Origin of the sequence: Pseudobutyrivibrio sp. YE44 (assembly GCF_900104335.1) — a bacterium.
In the GTDB taxonomy this organism is placed as follows: Bacteria; Bacillota; Clostridia; order Lachnospirales; family Lachnospiraceae; genus Pseudobutyrivibrio.
The window spans coordinates 1-17,902 of record NZ_FMXT01000011.1 but is presented as its reverse complement, the minus strand read 5'-3'; the positions used below and the strand labels follow the sequence as shown (position 1 = coordinate 17,902).

Below are 17,902 nucleotides of genomic sequence, written 5' to 3'. Positions count from 1 at the left end.
CCACGGTGACTACACATTCAAAACCTGCTTTTTAAATTTTACTTAGCAAACGGAGTATGGAAGCAACTGATAGTTATATCCCCTGATGAGGAGCATTATTTTAACCTATAAGTGTCTGAGCTATACATACAGTAGCTTCAAAGTGCAACACCAAATAAAAGACACCTACCAAAAGCTCGTTTGTAGCATTAAGAAAATACAAAATTCATTTTCAATCATGTTAATACATAAGTGGCGGGCCCGGGTGGAGCAGCAGGTGAGGCTGTGCACTAGTAACTACAAGGGAGGTCGTAATGCGGGGGCTGGATTATATGGGCAGGGGAGCCTTGGCATATAAAAAAGATAGAGGGTGTGAATAGCGGGGAAATGGACATTAAAAAACCGACGCTTGAAGGCGCCGGTGAAAGTTCGGGGAGTGCGACCAAAGTTGCCCTTGGTCGCTGAGTTATGAAAAATTTGGTATTAGCTTTTCGCTAGTACGTTAGATAATATAACACTACGTAACCGTTTGCGCAAGACTTTTTTTCACAATTTATTCACAAATTTTGTATTTTTCATGTACTTCGAATTAGTCAGCGCTAACTCTCATGCACACTTGGTAAGTATTGTGTACCAATTCCGCTATTTTCAAGGCTTAGAAGCCGATATACAAAACATCTGATCTGGGATATAAAACTCATCTTTTTCAATAAATATGCGGCTTCCGAAACTAGAATCGATTTTTACGTTTTCATACCCAATGTGGCGTAATACACACTCATCCCAATTTGGTCTATTAAGTGTACTAATGGTTAACATGTGATAAATATCATGACATTCATCCTTAAGCTCATCACTAATTTTGCTATGAGCTATATTCTCTGGACTCTTAAGATTGTGTGCTCCTTTTGCATATTCAGCATCAAAATTTATAAGCACGCCATCTTTTTTTAACACACGATACCATTCACCGTATGCTTCGATTGGATGAGGTAAAGTCCAGGTAAGATTTCGAGTGATGACCACGTCAAAGGTTTCATCCTCAAATTCCAGATGCTCAGCATCACCGATTTGACATTTCACCTTGTCAGCATCCAATTGGTATATACGAATCATTTCGTTGGCGCCATTAATCATCTCTGGAGTCAAATCGATGCCTGTAACCCTGTGACCAAGTCTTCCTAAAAGTACTTCGAAATATCCAGTGCCACAACCCACGTCCAAGATATTTAGCTGTTTTCCCTCAGGTAAAAGCTTTTTTATCTCTCCAAGCCAGCGAGCAGCCTTTTCGCTTTCTATCTCGTCGTGTCGAAGTTCAAAAAAGCTGTCTGCTCTCTTTGTCCAGTAGCTCTCCACCTTTTCCTTTATATTGTCTGCCTCGTCTTCAAAGGCTATATAGTGTAATTCACCCATTACTTTTTATCCATTCTAACTCCCTAAGGGAGATGCTCATTTATCTAATGAGCAAGACTATGTTCTCAGTTCTTAATAAGCTTCACCATAAAAAGTGGTGTTGACTTATAGTTTATCTTTTCCTTTTCCGAATACAGGATGCTGCCGATATCCTCTCTAGTTTCCACTGTGCCGGCTTTTATAGATTCCAGGTAGTCTTTATCCCACTCTGGACGTAATCGAGCCGTAGAAGGCATTTTAGAGGCTATAACATCCATCTTATCGAAATTCTCTCCGATGTTATAATCTCCAAGTCCCTCTGCTGCAACATTAGCTCTATCCTGTTCATACTCTGCAAGCTTTTTATCATCCACAAGATAAGCGTACCAATTGGCATCAAACACAAGCATCAACCCATTAGGCTTAAGAACGCGAATCCATTCCTGGTAAGCTTTCTCAGGAAACTGGATATTCCAAATCAAGTTTCTAGAGAATACTACATCAAAGCTACTTTTGTCAAATGGAAGCTTGGTGGCATCCCCTTGAACATACGTAATCTGCGATGCCAGAGGACCTGCATTTAGCTTTGCCTGTTCAAGCATATGCTCTGCAAAATCAAGAGCCGTGACCTGGTAGCCGGACTCTGCCAATATAATTGATATGAAACCTGGCCCAGCACCCACATCTAAAATTCTGATAGTTTCTGGTGCTCTCTCGGGGAAGTGTTCCTGAATCTGTGAATTCAAAAAAGACGTCCAATTTTTTCGTTGGACGCCTGCTAGTTCTTCTTTGTTTACTTCTGAATATCCTTCAGCCCTACCTTGCCAGTAGGCTTTGTTTTCTTCATAAATGTCCATAGGCTGGATTATACTTCATTTCCTGCGGCCTTACCATAGCCAGTACCGCGTAATTGTCTAGTACATTGTATTAAGTGCTTTGTATACTGATTCTGAGGATTAAATAATACTTGCTTTGCTGAGCCATATTCCTGCATCCGACCATCCTTCAGTACCAACACCTTGTCACAGATTGATTCAACAATATCGATATCATGGGTGACAAAGATGACTGAAGTCCCCATATCATAAAGCTTAATTAATTCGCTTATAACCTGATTGCGGGAAATGTTATCCAAAGCACTTGTTGCCTCATCAGACAACAGTATCTTTGGTTCTAGAAGCATGGCCAAAGCCACTGCCACACGCTGATTCATTCCACCAGACAACTGAAAAGGATAACTGTTCCAAACCTTTTCCCCATCCATAAAGTTCAGCTTATTAAAAATATCAAGAGTTTTCGTCTTGGCTTCCCTTTTGCTGATTTTTCCATGGGCTCGCAAAGTTTCATAAATCTGATCCCCAACCTTTCTTATTGGACAAAAGGTTGTACTGGCATTCTGAGAAATCATACCGATTTCCTTACCTCGTATCTGGCGCAGCTGCCTTTCGGATTTCTCAAGAAGATTCTCACCCTTATATCTGATGGTGCCATTTTTTACAGCACCACCAGAATTCAATAATCCAACCACCGCTTTTATGATTGTAGACTTACCACTACCAGACTCGCCTACCACACCTAGAATTTCCCCCTCATTTAGGGAAAAACTTATATCTTCCGCAACTGGAATACCATCATATGTAATTTGCACTGAGTCTAGCTTTAGTATCTCCAAATATACACCTCATTGGGCCCTTCAGGCCACCCTCCCTCAGTAGGAAGGCTTATTCTATATCTAAGTCTGCTGTAAGCTCGTAGTAATCTGATGGCCAAGCCTTTAAGCCAGTTACATTTGACTTGCTAATCATGCTCATCTTAAGGAATGAACAGAAGATAAAGGCGTTGTCATCAAGAATCTGCTGCTGCATATCAATTGCAATCTGACTTCTTTCATCCTTATCAAAGGTAGCATTCATCTTATCAGCCAATTCCTGAAGCTCATCGCTGTGATATCCACCACGGTTCTTTGAGGAATCATCAAAACAATGTGTTGTAAAGAAATACATTGGATCGCCGATACCGCAGGTTACAAAGGCTGCTGCATATACATCCCAACCATCCTTTTCAGCTACAATTGTTCCGTGGTCAGCAGTTACATTAAGCTGCACATCAAAACCAATATCCTTGAGAGTTGCCTGGGCACTCTCTGCAAGAAGAGGAAGCTCCTGACGTGAAGGATAGCTAACCCATTTGATAGTAAGAGTCTTTCCATCCTTTTCACGGATTCCATCACCATCTGAGTCAACCCAGCCTGCTTCTTCAAGAAGCTTCTTTGCGCCTTCAGGATCATAGCTTTCTGTCTTTACGTTCTGTCCACCAAATGTGAAGGACTCTGGGAATGCACCCTGACCCACATATCCATAGCCAGATAATAACGTATTTACGAAACTCTCTTTATCAATTCCCATTGCAAGGGCTTTTCTGACAGCATCATCTTTGATAACTGGTGAATTGTAGTTCATCTGACAGTAGAAAGCTCTACTTGTTGCTGTTGATGTAAACTGATAATCATCATTTTCAAAAATTGGATATGAAGCATATGCCATACCATATGCAGCATCAATATCCCCATTCTGAAGAGCAAGAGCAAGGGTATCACCATCTGTAATAGTAAGAACCTTTACCTCGTCTAGCTTAACTTCGCCATTCCAGTAGTTTTCATTTTTAACTAGATTAATGTGATCATCTGTCACAAGCTCAGTGGCTACAAATGGACCTGTTCCAACTACAATTCCGTTTTCATTGCCTGCCTCAACATCAATAATACAACCGTATGGGTCACAAAGATAGTTGATTAATGTTGGCTTTGAACTATTTGTCTTGATGGTAAGTGTATTGCCATCAGCCTCAATAGATGCTATATCAAGGTCTCCTGCTGCACGCTCATGAACTTCCACCAAATCTTCAATGCAAGCCTTTACAGCTGCTGCATCACAGGCCTTGCCGTTTGAAAATTTAACACCATCCTTAAGCACAATCTTCCAGGTAAGCTCATCAACATTCTCGTAGCTTTCTGCAATCCATGGCTCAAGTTCCATGCTATCATTAAACTTGAAAAGGGTCTCGCCAACACCATATCGCACACAAGGCCATCCACAATATGCGCTATGAGGATCAATGGTTGGTTCCTCATTTTCAGCATTAAAGGTTGTATCACCAAAGGTGAATACCTTTGTTCCAGTTGAAGCTGCACCATTCTTTGAAGCATCTGTCTTACCAGAACCGCAACCTGTAAGGGCTGCTACAGCCATCATCATAGCAAGTGTGACTGCCAATACTCTTCTAATTCTCTTCATTTTTATACTCCTTTATATATGCTTTTTAGACACTATTGTCCAAGAATTATAATGAATAAGCCAAAGGCTTACACAAACTAAGCTGCTTTTGGGTCAAAGCAATCCCTCACTGCATCTCCTAAAAGATTGAATACAACCACGGAGACGAAAATTGCAAACCCTGGAGACAATACCACCCATGGATATGTCTGTAGCATAGAGCGTCCATTGCTCATCATGCTTCCCCATTCTGCAATAGGAGGCTGTGCCCCAAGCCCAAGGAAGGATAGACCGGCCAGCTCCATCATCATGGTTCCTATATCTAACATAGCAGTTACCAAAATTGGGCCAAATATATTAGGCAGGATATGTCGCACTATTATTCTCCCAGGCCTTGCTCCTGCAACTATTGACGCCTGCACATAACAGGTTTCCTTTGTGGAAAGAGTTTGACTTCTTGCCACTCTCGAATACTTGGGCCAACTTATAATAGCAAGTGCAATAACAGCATTTCCTACACCTCCACCAAGAAGTGCCGCTACAGCAAGAGCAAACACAAGCCCCGGAAAGGCAAGGCACAGGTCAGAAATCCTCATAACGCAGGAATCGATAACACCGCCATTATATCCACAAATAACCCCCACAATTGTGCCCCAGATAGTAATAACCAAAACAAGTGCTAAGGTAGATAAAATACTGGTTTTTCCACCTACCAACACACGTGAAAACATATCACGACCATAGGCATCTGTTCCCATAATGTGACTGGCACTAGGTGAATTGTAGGCTATGGTCAAATCCTGTTCATAGGGATCAAATGGACATAAATGATTTGCGAAAATCGCCGTAAGTAATAGCATCAACACTAATATCGTAAATACGATAATTTTTAGTCTGACCCTATTATTTTTTCCTTTGGAGAACAATTTTGTCTTACTCATGAGCAGCGTCCTCCAATCTTATTCTAGGATCAAGTAATCTATAGGATAAATCTGTCACCAGGTTAACTGTCACATAGATAATTGCCATCCACATTACGTATGCCTGGATGATAGGGTAATCACGCATATTTATTGCATCCACAGCAAGCTTTCCAACTCCATCCCACATAAAAATAGCTTCTACGATAGCAGTTCCTCCAAGCAAACTTCCTATAGATAGAGCCAACAGAGTGATAATTGTCACAAGACATGCCCTCATTACACTCTTCCACAGGGTAATGGAAAACTTTACACCTCTGGCTTTTGCACCAAGAATATAATCCTTCCCTAGCTCATCTAAAACTGTAGCTCTAACCTGTCTTAGGTATTTCGCAGACATTGCTATTGCTAAAGTAATCGCTGGCATAGCAACGCTTTGAAGGCTTACTTCCTTGGATATGATAGGAAAAAGCTTTAGCTTAATTGACAATATATACATGAGTACCAGCGATACAAAAAAATTTGGCAGACTATTTCCAATAAAACTCAAAAATCGAATTAGATAATCCCAAATTTTATTCTTGTACACTGCTGATATTATTCCTAATGGAATTGAAATAATAACGGTTAAAAAAATAGACGCAACCGTCAAATAAAGTGTTGCAGGAAGCTTTTCCACAAAAGAATCGAATACATTCTTTCCTGACACATAACTTACTCCCATATCTCCATGCAAAAGATTGTTTAGCCATGAACCGTACTGGATAATGAAAGGACGATCCAAACCAAGCTCTGCCTTAGCTGCCTGAAGCTGTGCCTCACTTACCACCTGTCCTGTGTTAAACATCTTTTGTTCAACAACATCTGAACCTGCTAATCTCATCATTCCAAAGCTTAAAAAGGTGATTGCAAGTAATATGGGTATTAATCCTAATAGTCGTTTGATAGTATATTTCAAAGGAATACCTCTTTTATCTTTTGATAGCTTATTAATATTATAATCTGAACCTAGATTCTACAAGAAAATCCAGCTGGTTATCCTATTCCATTATTGTTAGTAGCCATTCCATACAAGAATATCGCCTCATCCATTATCCCAATTATCCTTTGATCTATAGCATAAAAAAAGAAATGCCGCAGTAGTGCGGCATTCCTTAAGTTGGGGATTGGGTATTACCATTTAAAAATACGTGAAAAGAATTTTACAACCTGTTTTGCTATTTCATGAACCACCTTTGCAACCTGCTTCATAAAATGTTTAACCTCTGGTGAAACACTTGGCGCAGGTGTTGGTTTTGGTTCTGGAGTTGGCTCTACTGTAGGCTCTGGGTCTACTGTAGGTGTTGGCTCCACTGTAGGATTTTCACCTGGGTTTTCTCCAGGATTTTCCCCTGGATTCTCTGATGGGTCTGAACCAGGAGTTGGGGCCTCACCAGGTGTAGGTGTAGGCTCTGGATTAGCTGGACCTAATGATGGGTCTGGCTCGTCTACTGGTGTATTTTCATCCACTTCTACAAGCTCTATATCATCAATAAATACATCATGCTTTTCCTTAATTCTAACACCATCAACAGAACCCATTGTAATGTTGAATCTTGTCTTAGAATCAGATTCATTTTCCATCTTGAAGGTATGGGTGAAGGTCTTCCACTCCTTACCAATTTCTACAGAACCTGTTCCACTATAATTTGTCCAATTTCCTTCGAATTCCTGAAGAGAATACTTGATTACTCTATCAATAGATGACTTTGCCTTGAAGGATACCTTGTAGGTCTTTCCTTTTTCAAGATTAACTCCATCCTGATTGAGCTGAACATACCAACAATTATCATCTGAATCAGCAACTGTATCTTCAATAGTAATGGCAAAGGCATTGTCATTTCCATTCATATTGTCGATTACATAATTTGCCTTTACTGAATCGTAAATATATGGGCTAAAGCCTGTTATTCCAGCATTGAATGAACCATTCTTAATAAGTGCAGATTCACCTAAAAATGCATTATCAAGATAGTAGGTTCCTGGATTCGTAAATACGAATTCAACCTTTGAGGCCTTACGTGAAAGACTATCCTCAAGTGTAATCTTCTTTGCAAAGTTCTTACTTGAATCTTTTAACTCTGGAGTATATTTTTCTCCTGCCACATAAACTGTAAGTCCATCAGCTTTTCCATCCTCTGTGAAGGCATCAAAGCTTATTTCATACTGTCCTGCTGAGAGTGGAGAAAGCTCTGACTGAGAAATCTTAAGTGGCTTATCCTTTGAAGTACCCTTTGGTGCTACCACCTTAAGCATTCTTGTATTCTTTTTATTTGTAACTGAGAAAGCATCCTTGTCATCTTCGTCAATTTCCCAATATCCAAGTCTGCCTTCACCCTGATCAAAACCACCATTATAAATGTAGTTTCCATCTGGGCGAATCTCTTTGAGATTCTCATCAGCAATCTCTTCACCTGACTTGTGAACAAGCTTTACATTTGAAATAGTAACTGCCGCAGTAGACTTAAGCTTACCAAGGTTAAACTCAAGTGCTGTGTTAGGATCAGTCTTATCATTCATTGTAAAGGTGTATTTATAAGCTGTCTTCTTTGTAGTAACAGGAACTGTTGTGTCCTGCATGTAGCGTGTCCATCCTCTGTCTGGGCCTTCCACATCTACAATAATATCTCTGTCCTCTTCTGCAACTGCGTCAAAGGTGAGTTCATATTCCCATCCCTTATACATTGGGATGCCAGCCTGCTTTAACTGTACACTATGATTCTGTGAACCTACCGCCGCTGGTGTAATCTTAATTTTGTTATTCTTTATTTTATATTTAGAATCCTTAGCATCGCTTTCAAGATGAAGCACCCAGTTATCGTCTGTTGCCTCATCACTACCATCTAAAGCAATGTCCTTTGAGAAATCACCATTTATTACATAGTTTCCATCCTCGTCAGGCTCACGGAATGTTACAGGCTTCTGCTCTGGGCGCTTTGCCTTTGCTTCTTCCTCTTCATACTCATCAGCTGACTTCTGATATACACGGACATAGTCGATAGCATAGCTGTCATCGTTCATGTGCTCGTAGGCTTCCTCATCCGGATTTCCTACCCAGCTACCACCAACTGCAAGATTAAGGATAATGTAAAAATCCTGATCAAATGGGGCTGGATAAGTGAGCTGGCTTGCCTCATCAGCGCCTGTATACCAATCGCTGGTGCTGTAAACCTGCTCATCATCCACATACCAAGTAATCTTTCCCGGCTCCCAATCCGCTCTGAAAACATGGTACTCCTCCGCAAAATCATTCTCCCTAATAACCTTGCTGCCCTGGTTCTCCTTATGACCACTTCCCGCACTGTAGCCATAATGAATTGTATGATAAGACTTTGTAGTGTCCTGGCCCATCACTTCCATGATGTCAATTTCTCCGCATCTTGGCCACTGACCATAAAGTCCCTCATCTGATGCCATAAGCCAGAAAGCTGGAAGATAACCCTTTCCTGTAGGCACCTTCGCTCTGGCTTCGAAACGACCATATGTAAAGTCGCGCTTTCCCTGAGTTGTAATACGTCCAGAAGTAATCTCACGCTTTCCTGAAGAACTACTACTTCCTCCGTCTACAACCTTAGACCCCTCAATTGTTTCCTTACTTCCACCATACCAGTCGTATCCATTATCTGGATCAAGAAGACTGATTTCTACCATTCTGTCTGCTGATGAAACAGCATCCATTTCAAATTTATAGGTATGGCCTGCTTCAAGCTTTAATCCATTTTGCTGAAGCTGAATGTGCCAATTTGCATCACCTGAATTTTCGATATCAATAACTGCTTTTCCATCCTCAAAAGAGCATGAACCCTTGCCACTTTCACTAAAGCCGCAGTTCCAATCACTTCCTGAGAAGCTTGTATCCTTTAATAGCTCGTCGCCATCCTCTGTTAAAGATATGTTAGAAAGCTTAACTGTAGCTGGAGCTGAACCGGCCTCGCTATCATCAATCTTTCCAAAATTTACCTGGAGGGCAATTGAATCAGAATCATTTTTATCTTCACCTATATTTACATCAAACGAAATGTGTGTGATTTTTTCTTCAACCTCTGTCTCTGTTTCTTCCTCATCAGTTGACTCTGGTTCTGTTACATGTGGCTTCAAAAGAAGCTTTCCATTCTTGACTTCAATATTTCCTTCATCAAGACTTGTGTAACGCTGAAGCTCAGAGTTTACCCATCCTGGCTCGTGCTGCTCCACGTTCCAATCTGAGGTATCAAGTGAATCACCATCAAACTCGTCATTCCATACGAGGCTATAGCCTTCATCGGAATACTTGTCCTTGATAGCATCCTTGCCCTTCGCTTGGACACTAACTGCTGGCACACTTGTTGCTGCAACAGATACCGCCATAGCCATTGCAAGAGTGCTAAACCATTTTCCTTTTTTCATTTTCCTTCTCCTTTAAAATTTCAACTCATGTTTTCATATTAGGTAAAAAAAAATCATATTTATATCGAAAAACAACTTTTTTTGTCAAATCTATTCAAAAATATTTATGAATTTAAGGAGTTCAATTTGGACATTTAGTATCACACAATCTTTTTTTACTGAAACAATAAAAAACAGCTCCTTGGTTTTATCCAAAGAGCTGTTAAAAATATTATCTTATTTATATTTTTACAACACTAGCAACATTTAAACTTTTGTTTCAGAAAGCCTTGTAGTCCTCTTATTCAACAACTTTAATGTAGCTGCTTACACAGTAAAGAGTTTGTCCGTCTATCACAATTCTTGACCATCCATATTCATTATTAATTCCTGTTCGAGTAGCTGTTGTTCCTGCATATAATGTGGCAACCACCTGTGAGTCCGGATCTGTAACGCTTGGCTTATTACGCAGGTTAACCTTTTCCTTTGCAGTTATAGTTTCGTTGCAATCAGTAAATTTAGTTTTAAAACCTGTGTTTGTAGTCGGTGCTGGAGTTGTTACCTGCTGAGTTGAATCAGCTTTAGTTGAATTGTCAGTGGTCTGGGCTGGTGCCGAAGTATCTGTAGTTAAGTAACTTGACACTGCATAATAAGTTCCACCTTCGTATACCAGTCTTGACCATCCACTGTTGCTGATTCCAGTACGAGTGGCAATCTGTCCGTTTGTAAGAGTAACCTTCACTGTGCTGTCTGCACCCTGACTAGGCTTATCTCTCAAGTTTGTTTTACTTTTTGCAGTGACACTTTCATTACAATCGGTAAACTTCATAAGAGCTTCAACATCAGCTGTGGCAGTTTCACGTTCAGAAGTATCCTTTGCTGTTTCCGTACCATTATATCCAAAGAAGGCTACGTCTACATCCACCTTTTTCGATACACCTGGAATTGTGCCTTGGTTTGTGTATTGCCACATTGCATACTTTCCACTGTAGGCTGGTCCCTGATCAAGGTGTGAAGTATCATCTGTGTACTGCGCCACCCACACCTTATAGTTTTTTTCTATTATAGAAGCATTCCATTTTGCATCATTTCTAAGTTCATTTCTTGATGCATAAAAAATAGGTGTATATCCCTTGTTGTATATTTCCTTAAGAAATGCAGCTGCAATAGTGCTTCTCTGAGCCTTGGTTAAGTTGTACTGGCGACTAGTTGCATTCTCAAAACCTTCGCAGTTGTAACCAACAGGATAAGTGATTGGATATTTAGATATATATGAAGCAACCCAATCCGCTTCTTCTATTGCTTCAGCTTCTGTTACTGCTGTAGAAAAGAAATAAGCACCAATCTTTATTCCATTCTTTTCTGCTTCCTGCATATTATATTTTGCATTTGTGTCTGCTTTGATTTCACCGGTTTTGGCGTCCCTAATTCCTACACGAATCATAGCAAAATCAATTCCGCTAGTTGCGACCTGTGCCCAATCTATGGTTCCTTGGAATCTCGATACATCTATACCCCAGGTGAGGTTGGAATTTTCCCCCACATTGCTGGCAGTTACCGCCTCTTTTACGTTTACTTCCACACCATTTTCCTTAGTAACTTCCGCCTGAGGGTCGCTGTCTTCTGTCTCTTTCTCATCTTGGGATGAATCTTCAACAACCTCAACTACTGCTTCAGGATTCTCCTCCTCCATAACATTAGTGTTATCTGCTGTTTCTGTAGTCAGCTGACTATTAGCAGCTTGTTCCTCTTCTTGATTATTCTTTCTTATTTTATTAATAGCAAATATGCTTACTCCTAATATCAGAACAACACAAAACGCCGCGAGAATCATTATCCTTCTGCGGCGTATTTTGTTTCGTTTTATCTTGTTCCTTGAATGGGCACGCTTACCACCATTATTCAAGTGATCATATTCAGATTTCATATTATCATTCTCCTCTTTCAGAATATCATCAACTATTCTAATCCTGAATTATAGAGAATTCAACCTGACTTTTTTAATATCCTTTTATGAATACTTACTTATTATAAGAAATTAATCCATCCCATAGTGTACAATTCTATGAAAGAACTTTTTTCCCTGTAAAAAATGGTTCTCGTGGCCTTTTTCCTTATGTAACTCATGAGAAGTCATATATATATCTTTCTACTTTGCAATAACAGAAAATGTGATAACTTCTGCATTGTCATATACAGAAAAAGCTTCCCAGAAAGTATCTTCATCTATAGTCTTACCTTCTCCTGTAGCGTCAATTGAATAATAAGCACCATCACCAACAGAATAATCAACCCATGTTTTTAAAACTGGTTCAAGCTTTCCGTCTTTGATTGTATCCTTTACGAGCCAATGATTTGCGCCACAAATAAGTTCTCCATCCTTAATTGCTAAAGGATAAGCTGTACCTCCACAAGTTACCTTTCCAACCTCTTCAATTGTTCCTTCACTTGTGTATCTAAAAATTGTTGCATCAATAGCAACCATCTCCTCTTCTTCACCCTCTGGGTTATTGTTGAAGCATCCACTTGTAATAAGAATTACATCCTTATCACCAATTTTAACATTTGCATAACCCATACCAGGCTCAAGCTTTTTATCTACAATTTCAGTAAATGTAGCGCATCCCTCAATGTCTATTGCCGGAGCTATACCTTCACCATCATTTAACTTTCCAACACTTTCCTCATTTACAGCAATTTCCTGACTTTCTGTTTCTGCTGAAGTCTCTTCTGTTGTAGTATCAACTGTTGCTGTCTCCTGTGTTGCTTCCTCCTTTACTGCTTCCTGACTTCCACATGCCACAAACATACATGTCATACTAATCATTAACATTACTAATCCTTTTTTCATTTCTTCCTCCTAAAAACTGTTTTATTTATTCACAAAGCCCCGCATTCATAGCGTAAAGCGCTGCTTCTGCACAACACATTGGTACTAATATACTTATTATACAACTAAACATATAGCTTCCACCAACTAAATGGGCGCCTAGAAAAAACGCAAGATTCATTAATGTTAAATACTTTATATTTATTACTATATGTCTTCTTAAAACTCTACTCATAACTCTTCCTCCTAGCTTTAAATCATACATACTAGTACGACTAAGCTTAAAACCATCATTCCTCTTGTAAAATTCTCAAATTTCATCTTTTTCCTCACTCCTAAAAGACACGTCTGTTTTATTATCTGATGTAATATTATCACCCCAAGTATCACACTAGTGTCACATTAGTAAATGCATATCTAATAAACATTCTTATTAATTCAAAAACCATCGATGAACTAATTTTTTCTAAAAGATAATATTGCTCTACAAAGCAGAGTTCATGTAATTTTATACTCATCTAGAGATTTGGAATGTATTTATAAAGACGAAATTTGGTACAATACATATGTGTCAATTATTTTTGGGGCGAGGACACACAATTTATGGGGAGACGAGTTTGAATGATTAAAAAACTATAATGGAGGATACTTTATGAAAACATTCAAACGCGCCGTGTCGCTATTCTCTATGCTTGTCATGACTGTAGCTTCACTAATTGCTATGCCTGTTATTGATGTTAGGGCAGCAGCGGTAGCACCTGAATCAGGTAATATCTACTATATTAAAAATAAGAATAGTGGATTGTACCTCACTGTTGAAAATGATTCATCCACAGCAGGTGCTAATGTAATCCAGGCCACTGGCACCGGTTCTCTAGGTCAACGATGGATTCTTGAGAAAAACTCATCAACCGGTAACTACCGCCTACATCCAGCCACCGATATGACTGGTGGATTATCTCTTGATGTAGCTTATGGTTCACCTAAGGATGAAACCAATATTCAAATCTATTCTAATAACGGTCAATCAGCTCAGAATTTTGCTATTTTGTCTGCTGACTCAAATCAAGGCTATTATATTGCCACTGAAGTTTCCAATTTTAAATCAGCTTTAAATGTATATGGTGCAAGAAAATATTCTGGTGTAAATGTTCAGGAATATACATACAAGGGAAAGAATAATGAAATCTGGTATTTTGAGCAGGCTCCTTGGCCTAGCAATAATGGTTCATCGGGTTCAGAGTCATCTGATCCTTCACCAGCAGATACCCCTTCTGATACACCTTCAACAAATCCATCACCAGCCCCAAGTCCTCAGTCACCTCTTTCTAACAACTTCCCTGAGGAACAGTTGAATTTTGTTAACTGTCAAGATGGAAAGCTTATGACAGACGGAGGTTCACATGGTTCCGCGCTCACCTCGACTGAATCTAGTAGCCCTTCAAACAGATGGATTCTTTCATATGTTTCAGAGGGTGTGTACAGAATAGTAAATGTTAAGACTGGCTACTGTTTAACACCTAATTCAAGCAATGTATCTGATGGTGTTAAGATTACTGACTCAGGTATTTTAAGCAGCGACAATTCTCAGTGCTGGAAAATCGTTGCTGTAAAAAAAGATGCTAGTAACACAGCACTTAACTACAAAATCGTAAGCAGCAATAACACAAGCCTTGCCCTAACACTTTCTGGCGAATCTTTCAAACTTTCTAACTATAGTGGACAGGCAAGCCAGTGTTTTAGAATTAATCCTTTTGGAGTTGAAGGCTTTGCTGGATATTCAAAGGATAATTCAGGACATGAAAAAGCATCTGTTATAGGTGGTGTGTTCGGAAAAACTGTCACTGCTAATTCTCTTGGCGAGCTTCAGCAGTATGCCTCTGGCTCTACTCCTTACACAATCGTGATTGGTTCTAATATTTCTCAGGGCTCTCTTACAAAAGTAAATGTAGGATCTAATAAAACATTTATTGGCTCGTATGGAGCACACACACTTAATAATATTCACTTTAGAAATATAAAAGCATCAGGAAACAACATATACAAAAATATCAACTTTACACATTCTGTAAATATTAATAATAACGATGATATTCAAATGTATATTTCAGATGGGAATAATTTCTGGCTAGACCATTGCTCTTGGCCAGGACATGATATGAATAGAGATTATAATATTCATTCAAATGATACAGACAAATTCCTTTATGTAGGATTAAAAGCCAATTATGTTTCTGTAACAGATTGTTTCTTTGGCGGTCATAAATATGGATTGATTTTAGGCTATCCTGAAGAAAACGGAAGAGGAACCTACAACGGATATCCATGCATGACCATTTGCAACAACTACTTTAAACAAACAATAACACGTGCACCTGGTCTTATGAGATACGGATATTTCCATTGTTACAATAACTATGTTTATGACTTTGATTTAGGATATACTCCTTATACAGAATGCAATATCTATTCTGAAAAGAACTGCTTCGAAAAAGGAAATCACAAAGGTGCTGTAGTTAATGACATGGATTATCAAGGTCGTTTTACAGATAACGGCAGCATTTTATCATCAAGCATTTCTAATCTAAAGACTGCTGGCACAACCAATTGGAGACCAAGCAATAACTATGGTTACCAGCTTAAAGATGCAAACGCAGCAAAGTCATGGGCTATGTCCCATGCAGGCGCTCAAAACGGAACATTAACATATCCTAATAACTAAAGTATAACTGCCCCAAAGTAAATGTAAATGTGTGTGAGAGGGTGCTGACGTCCTGTGGACGTCGTTTAGCACCGACCGAGCCGGCAGGCGAGAGTTCGAACCTGTTCGAATTCGACCTGCCGGTGAGTTAAAAAAAAAAGAGATGGAAAAATTCCATCTCTCAATCTGTAGAGGCTCCGTCTTATAGTCTTTATTAATTATTATTTTTTATTTCCTCAAGTAAGTTCTTAGCATACTCTATTGCTTCTTTAATCTTATCCTTAGTTGCAACCAAATCCTCTCCATATCTTGTAGAAGCTTCCCAACTAGTAATCTCATCAGCATTTTCTACTATATCTTGGTGGCTACTAATAAAATTACTATCGTACTCATTTACTTGAATTAACAGTGTTGAAATATTGTGAGTCCTGAATCTTTTGGTAGTTTCATCTGCTCCATAAACATTATGCAGAATGTATTTAAGTTCCTTCTCGATAGCTTGCTGGATATGATACGCTGCTACATCATATAGAAATTCATCATTTGTTGGATTTCCTGTATCTGAGATGTTCAATTCAGCTGTTTGGATATCCGCGTTAATTCGATTAAGATTCATAAACAACTACTCCTTTTTTGTCAATTTCGTCCTTAAGAGCACCATGCAGTTTTGAATATATCAAAATATCACATGAATCATCCATTACCAATGGTAATCTTCCATATATATTAAAAAAAGTTTTATTCTTGCAATCATAGTTTGACACAAGACAAACGTCTATATCGCTACGATTTGTACAATTATCTGTAATGCAACTGCCAAATAATATTACTTTATCGATAACACGCTCTTTTTTTGATTCGGATTCAATAAAATCTATTGCACGCTTAATCTTATCCAGTTTTAATTTATTTATTCTATTAGCATTAATAACTGCCATTATTTTTCCCTCTATAAACAATATACACTTACCTCTTTAACAGTATAACATTTTTTTCAAGACAAATCATACACATCATTCAAAGTAGGTTATATATCATTTTCTATTCCATGCTCTTCAACTATTTCTAGTATAACATTATTTATATAGTTATAATTCAATAATTAAACTGTGTGCGTGAGAGGGTGCTGACGTCCGGTGGACGTCGTTTAGCACCGACCGAGCCGGCAGGCGAGAATTCGAACCTGTTCGAATTCGACCTGCCGGTGAGCACAGCTACACTGTGGATAACAAAAAAACGATGAGATAAACTCATCGTTTTTTTATCATATAGCGTGCGTGAGAGGATTCGAACCCCCGACACCTTGGTCCGTAGCCAAGTGCTCTATCCAGCTGAGCTACACACACATATTTTGTTTTTATACTCTAATGAGTAAATGCCGTAGACCGGAATCGAACCGGTACGATGTCGCCACCACGGGATTTTAAGTCCCGCGCGTCTGCCAGTTCCGCCACTACGGCATAGCCAAAAGGCTAATGGGACCTACAGGGCTCGAACCTGTGACCCTCTGCTTGTAAGGCAGATGCTCTCCCAGCTGAGCTAAGATCCCATGATAATAATAAAACTGGAAAACGACCCCAGAGGGACTTGAACCCTCGACCTCCGCCGTGACAGGGCGGCGCTCTAACCAACTGAGCCATGAGGCCATATTAACATATTTTAGAAAGTGGACCCTCAGGGACTCGAACCCTGGACCGACCGGTTATGAGCCGGTTGCTCTAACCAACTGAGCTAAAGGTCCATATTGTATGTAACAAGCAAGACCCTTATAAAAAAAATTGGCCTCTTTCTACTCAATAGAAAAAAGCCGATGATCGGACTCGAACCGATAACCTGCTGATTACAAATCAGCTGCTCTGCCAATTGAGCCACATCGGCTTATTACTAAGTATTGCCTTTAGGCAAGTGACTCCGACGGGAATCGAACCCGTGTTACCGCCGTGAAAGGGCGATGTCTTAACCGCTTGACCACGGAGCCAAACCGACTGAAATCACAACCCTTGTGTTCAGCGACTGATTAATCATAACATAAGCTATCAATAAATTCAATATCTTTTGTTTTGATGAGCTCCCCAAGTAGGACTCGAACCTACGACAACTCGGTTAACAGCCGAGTGCTCTACCAACTGAGCTATTGAGGATTATTGATTATTGGACTGCACTAGCAACCTCAAAACTTCATACAGATTACGAGAACTTTACGCTTACATCATTTAGAATAAACCTTCGATCTATTAGTATTCATCAGCTGAATGCATTACTGCACTTACACCTTGAACCTATCTACCTTATCGTCTTTAAGGGATCTTATCTCCTTGAAGGAGGGGATATCTCATCTTGAGGGGGGCTTCACGCTTAGATGCCTTCAGCGTTTATCCCGTCCAGACTTGGCTACTCAGCTATG

The 17,902-nt window shown here is 39.5% G+C and carries 13 protein-coding genes, 8 tRNA genes and 1 rRNA gene; 1 reads left to right on the top strand and 21 read right to left on the bottom strand.

Features of this window, described 5'->3' with window-relative positions:
- Window positions 1-627: 627 nt before the first annotated feature.
- The 10 genes from BLR54_RS12330 to BLR54_RS12285 form a co-directional block, all read right to left on the bottom strand.
- On the bottom strand, window positions 628-1,392 hold the full coding sequence (locus BLR54_RS12330) for a class I SAM-dependent methyltransferase (RefSeq protein WP_090421522.1): 765 nt from the start codon (window positions 1,390-1,392) through the stop codon (window positions 628-630).
- A gap of 65 nt (window positions 1,393-1,457) precedes the next feature.
- Entirely contained in the window at window positions 1,458-2,228 is a 771-nt protein-coding gene (locus BLR54_RS12325; protein WP_090421520.1) for a class I SAM-dependent methyltransferase, read from the bottom strand.
- 8 nt (window positions 2,229-2,236) lie between these two features.
- Window positions 2,237-3,043 (bottom strand): ABC transporter ATP-binding protein, encoded by an 807-nt coding sequence (locus BLR54_RS12320; RefSeq protein WP_090421518.1) that lies wholly within the window; start codon window positions 3,041-3,043, stop codon window positions 2,237-2,239.
- A 49-nt stretch (window positions 3,044-3,092) separates the two neighbouring features.
- Window positions 3,093-4,664, bottom strand: coding sequence for an ABC transporter substrate-binding protein (locus BLR54_RS12315; protein WP_090421516.1), 1,572 nt, complete (start codon window positions 4,662-4,664; stop codon window positions 3,093-3,095).
- Between the two features lie 77 nt (window positions 4,665-4,741).
- On the bottom strand, window positions 4,742-5,584 hold the full coding sequence (nikC, locus tag BLR54_RS12310) for a nickel transporter permease (RefSeq protein WP_090421513.1): 843 nt from the start codon (window positions 5,582-5,584) through the stop codon (window positions 4,742-4,744).
- Complete coding sequence (gene nikB, locus BLR54_RS12305; RefSeq protein ID WP_242871250.1) at window positions 5,577-6,521, bottom strand: nickel ABC transporter permease; 945 nt, start codon at window positions 6,519-6,521, stop codon at window positions 5,577-5,579. Before nikB ends, nikC begins: the two co-directional genes overlap by 8 nt.
- A 215-nt stretch (window positions 6,522-6,736) precedes the next feature.
- Window positions 6,737-9,988 (bottom strand): carbohydrate binding domain-containing protein, encoded by a 3,252-nt coding sequence (locus tag BLR54_RS12300; protein ID WP_090421511.1) that lies wholly within the window; start codon window positions 9,986-9,988, stop codon window positions 6,737-6,739.
- Window positions 9,989-10,268: 280 nt separating this feature from the next.
- A complete protein-coding gene (locus BLR54_RS12295) occupies window positions 10,269-11,894 on the bottom strand; it encodes a glycoside hydrolase family 25 protein (RefSeq protein ID WP_090421509.1) in 1,626 nt (541 codons plus the stop codon).
- A 222-nt stretch (window positions 11,895-12,116) separates the two neighbouring features.
- Complete coding sequence (locus BLR54_RS12290) at window positions 12,117-12,818, bottom strand: hypothetical protein (RefSeq protein ID WP_090421506.1); 702 nt, start codon at window positions 12,816-12,818, stop codon at window positions 12,117-12,119.
- A gap of 25 nt (window positions 12,819-12,843) precedes the next feature.
- Window positions 12,844-13,032 (bottom strand): hypothetical protein, encoded by a 189-nt coding sequence (locus BLR54_RS12285; RefSeq protein ID WP_090421504.1) that lies wholly within the window; start codon window positions 13,030-13,032, stop codon window positions 12,844-12,846.
- A 417-nt stretch (window positions 13,033-13,449) separates the two neighbouring features.
- On the opposite strand from BLR54_RS12285, the gene BLR54_RS12280 reads away from it, so the two are divergent.
- Window positions 13,450-15,519, top strand: a complete 2,070-nt coding sequence (locus BLR54_RS12280; RefSeq protein ID WP_090421501.1) for a pectate lyase family protein — start codon at window positions 13,450-13,452, stop codon at window positions 15,517-15,519.
- Window positions 15,520-15,712: 193 nt separating this feature from the next.
- Here the strand turns inward: BLR54_RS12280 and BLR54_RS12275 are convergent, their stop codons facing one another.
- The 11 genes from BLR54_RS12275 to BLR54_RS12225 form a co-directional block, all read right to left on the bottom strand.
- Window positions 15,713-16,114 carry a HEPN domain-containing protein gene (locus BLR54_RS12275; RefSeq protein WP_090421499.1) on the bottom strand — a complete coding sequence of 134 codons (402 nt, stop codon included), beginning with the start codon at window positions 16,112-16,114 and terminating at the stop codon, window positions 15,713-15,715.
- On the bottom strand, window positions 16,104-16,436 hold the full coding sequence (locus BLR54_RS12270) for a nucleotidyltransferase family protein (protein ID WP_090421497.1): 333 nt from the start codon (window positions 16,434-16,436) through the stop codon (window positions 16,104-16,106). Before BLR54_RS12270 ends, BLR54_RS12275 begins: the two co-directional genes overlap by 11 nt.
- A 334-nt stretch (window positions 16,437-16,770) precedes the next feature.
- A tRNA-Arg gene (locus tag BLR54_RS12265) sits at window positions 16,771-16,844 on the bottom strand.
- A gap of 30 nt (window positions 16,845-16,874) precedes the next feature.
- Window positions 16,875-16,958 (bottom strand) — tRNA-Leu (locus BLR54_RS12260).
- A gap of 16 nt (window positions 16,959-16,974) precedes the next feature.
- Window positions 16,975-17,047, bottom strand: a tRNA-Val gene (locus BLR54_RS12255).
- A gap of 23 nt (window positions 17,048-17,070) precedes the next feature.
- Window positions 17,071-17,144 (bottom strand) — tRNA-Asp (locus tag BLR54_RS12250).
- 21 nt (window positions 17,145-17,165) lie between these two features.
- Window positions 17,166-17,239, bottom strand: a tRNA-Ile gene (locus BLR54_RS12245).
- Between the two features lie 64 nt (window positions 17,240-17,303).
- Window positions 17,304-17,376: transfer RNA gene (locus BLR54_RS12240), tRNA-Thr, on the bottom strand.
- Between the two features lie 28 nt (window positions 17,377-17,404).
- Window positions 17,405-17,476: transfer RNA gene (locus tag BLR54_RS12235), tRNA-Glu, on the bottom strand.
- 90 nt (window positions 17,477-17,566) lie between these two features.
- A tRNA-Asn gene (locus tag BLR54_RS12230) sits at window positions 17,567-17,639 on the bottom strand.
- Window positions 17,640-17,712: 73 nt separating this feature from the next.
- Window positions 17,713-17,902 (bottom strand): 23S ribosomal RNA (locus BLR54_RS12225); the annotation flags it as partial.

Coding starts and splice junctions, on each gene's coding strand:
- BLR54_RS12300 (WP_090421511.1), bottom strand. CDS start 9,988: ATGAAAAAAGGAAAATGGTTTAGCACTCTTGCAATGGCTATGGCGGTA.
- BLR54_RS12270 (WP_090421497.1), bottom strand. CDS start 16,436: ATGGCAGTTATTAATGCTAATAGAATAAATAAATTAAAACTGGATAAG.
- BLR54_RS12295 (WP_090421509.1), bottom strand. CDS start 11,894: ATGAAATCTGAATATGATCACTTGAATAATGGTGGTAAGCGTGCCCAT.
- BLR54_RS12290 (WP_090421506.1), bottom strand. CDS start 12,818: ATGAAAAAAGGATTAGTAATGTTAATGATTAGTATGACATGTATGTTT.
- BLR54_RS12330 (WP_090421522.1), bottom strand. CDS start 1,392: ATGGGTGAATTACACTATATAGCCTTTGAAGACGAGGCAGACAATATA.
- BLR54_RS12275 (WP_090421499.1), bottom strand. CDS start 16,114: ATGAATCTTAATCGAATTAACGCGGATATCCAAACAGCTGAATTGAAC.
- BLR54_RS12285 (WP_090421504.1), bottom strand. CDS start 13,032: ATGAGTAGAGTTTTAAGAAGACATATAGTAATAAATATAAAGTATTTA.
- nikC (WP_090421513.1), bottom strand. CDS start 5,584: ATGAGTAAGACAAAATTGTTCTCCAAAGGAAAAAATAATAGGGTCAGA.
- BLR54_RS12325 (WP_090421520.1), bottom strand. CDS start 2,228: ATGGACATTTATGAAGAAAACAAAGCCTACTGGCAAGGTAGGGCTGAA.
- BLR54_RS12315 (WP_090421516.1), bottom strand. CDS start 4,664: ATGAAGAGAATTAGAAGAGTATTGGCAGTCACACTTGCTATGATGATG.
- BLR54_RS12280 (WP_090421501.1), top strand. CDS start 13,450: ATGAAAACATTCAAACGCGCCGTGTCGCTATTCTCTATGCTTGTCATG.